The sequence below is a fragment of the Bradyrhizobium sp. genome (assembly GCF_035309285.1).
GTDB lineage: Bacteria > Pseudomonadota > Alphaproteobacteria > Rhizobiales > Xanthobacteraceae > Bradyrhizobium.
This window is the reverse complement of record NZ_DATGFH010000146.1, coordinates 1-2,559: the sequence shown is the minus strand read 5'-3', so window position 1 is coordinate 2,559 and position 2,559 is coordinate 1. Positions and strand designations below refer to the sequence as shown.

General features: G+C 65.0%; 3 protein-coding genes. All 3 read left to right on the top strand.

Going from position 1 to position 2,559, the window contains the following annotated elements:
• Positions 1-85 precede the first annotated feature (85 nt).
• The 3 genes from tnpA to tnpC all read left to right on the top strand — a co-directional run bounded on the left by tnpA (position 86) and on the right by tnpC (position 2,509).
• A complete protein-coding gene (gene tnpA / locus VKR55_RS33135) occupies positions 86-487 on the top strand; it encodes an IS66-like element accessory protein TnpA (protein WP_414642466.1) in 402 nt (133 codons plus the stop codon).
• Positions 484-831 (top strand): IS66 family insertion sequence element accessory protein TnpB, encoded by a 348-nt coding sequence (gene tnpB, locus VKR55_RS27275; RefSeq protein ID WP_135176416.1) that lies wholly within the window; start codon positions 484-486, stop codon positions 829-831. Before tnpA ends, tnpB begins: the two co-directional genes overlap by 4 nt.
• A 94-nt stretch (positions 832-925) precedes the next feature.
• Entirely contained in the window at positions 926-2,509 is a 1,584-nt protein-coding gene (gene tnpC / locus VKR55_RS27270; RefSeq protein ID WP_324408304.1) for an IS66 family transposase, read from the top strand.
• Positions 2,510-2,559: the final 50 nt, after the last annotated feature.

The window sequence follows — 2,559 nt, the reverse complement described above, 5'->3', positions numbered from 1 at the left end:
GTAAGCCCCCGGTGAGGGCCGCCTTCCCGGATTGTGCTCGATCATGAGATGATTTGCTCATTAATTTGCAAGCAAATGAGCAAACGTGACGACGGTTACGGTTCTGTCCGGTCCAGAGAGGCGACGGCGGTGGACGACTGCCGAGAAGCTTCGGATCGTGGAGGAGAGTCTGGTGCCTGGGGCCAGTGTTGTCGAGGTTGCTCGACGACATGATGTTCACCGCAATTTGGTTACGGCTTGGCGGCGGCAGGTCCGCACAGGCGTCCTCGCTTGCGGGCCTGAGCCGATGCCGCGGCAGGATGACGAAGTCCGTTTTGCGGCAGTCTCGATTACGCCCGACCGGCAACCGTTGACGCCGCCCTCCGGGACCTGCGGCGCGATCGAGATTGAGTTCGCGGCCGGGGCCCGGATGCGGATCACGGGCGCGGTCGATGCGGCGACGCTGAAGGCAGTTGTCGCGGCGCTGACGGATGGACGGCCACGATGATCCCGTTGCCGGCCGGCGTGCGGGTATGGCTCGCGACCGGCTATACCGACATGCGGAAGGGCTTTCCGTCGCTGGCGTTGCAGGTTCAGGAGATCTTGCATCGCGACCCGCTGGGCGGCCACCTGTTTTGCTTCCGCGGTCGTCGCGGCAATCTGCTGAAGGTGATCTGGCATGACGGCCAGGGCGCCTGCCTGTTCACAAAACGCCTGGAGCGGGGTCGCTTCATCTGGCCGAGCCCGGCTGAGGGAGTGGTGACGATCTCGTCGGCGCAGCTCGGTTATCTCTTGTCCGGGATCGACTGGAGGCACCCACAAGAGACGTGGCGGCCGACATCGGTCGGATGAGGCTTTGCGCTTCTCGGATCGTGATGGATGTGATTCCATCATCGTCGTGACCACGTCTGAATCGCTCCCCACCGATCTGGCCGCCGCGCATGCGATGATCCTCGCCGAGCGCGCCGCGCGCCTGCAAGCGGAGGCGCTTGCGGCAAGTGCGCAGGCGGATTTGTCGAGTACCGAAGCGCTGATCAGCCATCTCAAGCTCGAGATCGAGAAGCTGCGTCGCCAGCTTTATGGCAGCCGCTCGGAGCGCAAGGCGCGGCTCTTGGAGCAGATGGAGCTTCAGCTTGAAGAGTTGGAGGCAACCGCAACCGAAGACGAACTGGCGGCCGAGAGGGCGGCTGCTCAGACACAGACCGTACAATCCTTCCAGCGTAAGCGCCCGTCGCGCAAACCGTTCCCCGATCATCTGCCGCGCGAGCGGGTCGTGGTCGCCGCACCGGAGAGCTGTCCCTGCTGCGGCTCATCGAAGCTATCAAAACTGGGCGAAGATATCACCGAGACGCTGGAGGTCATTCCCCGGCAGTGGAAGGTGACCCAGACGGTGCGCGAGAAGTTCTCGTGCCGGGACTGCGAGACGATCACCCAGCCGCCGGCGCCCTTCCACGTGACGCCGCGCGGCTTTGCTGGCCCCAATCTCTTGGCCATGATCTTGTTCGAGAAGTTCGGCCAGCATCAGCCCTTGAACCGGCAGAGCGAGCGCTACGCCCGGGAGGGCATCGACCTGAGCCTGTCGACACTGGCCGACCAGGTCGGCGCCTGTGCGGCGGCCCTGCAGCCGCTTTATCGGCTGATCGAGCGCCACGTCCTCGCCGCCGAGCGGCTGCACGGCGACGACACCACGGTGCCGATCCTGGCCAAGGGCCAGACCGTCAAGGGGCATATCTGGACCTATGTCCGCGACGATCGGCCATTCGGCGGACGGGCGCCGCCTGCCGCGCTCTATTACGCCTCGCGCGACCGGCGGCAGGAGCATCCCACGCGGCATCTCCAAAGCTTTGCCGGTATCCTGCAGGCCGACGCCTATAGCGGCTACAACGAGCTGTACAACGCCTCGCGCGCACAGGGGCCGATCACGCTCGCACACTGTTGGGCCCACGCCAGGCGGCAGTTTTTCGAGCTGGCGGACATCGCCGCCAATGCGAGGCGAGACAAGAACGCCGCGGCGATCTCGCCGATCGCGCTGGAGGCGGTCAAGCGCATCGATGCACTGTTCGATATTGAGCGCGGCATCACCGGCCAAAGCCCCGAAGCGCGGCTGCGGGTGCGCCAGGAACAAAGCGCCGCGCTTTTGACGGCATTGGAAGCATGGCTGCGCGAGCAGCGCGCCCGGCTGTCGAACTCGTCTTCCGTCGCCAAGCCAATCGACTACATGCTGCGCCGCTGGGATCGATTCGCGCGCTTCATCGAAGATGGACGAATCTGCCTGACAAACAATGCGGCGGAGCGTGCGCTGCGCGGCTTTGCCTTGGGCCGCAAGTCCTGGCTCTTCGCCGGCTCCGAACGTGGTGCCGACCGCGCCGCCATCATGGTAACGCTGATTATGACGGCAAAGCTCAACGACATCGATCCGCAAGCCTGGCTCGCGGATGTGCTCGCTCGCATCGCCGGCACGCCACAAGGCCGGCTCACTGAGCTGCTGCCCTGGGAATGGAAGAAGACCCCCGTCGAGTCCGCTGCCTGATCGGACCATCGCCCCACGCGATTATCCCGCGGCCCTCACCGGACGGTTAC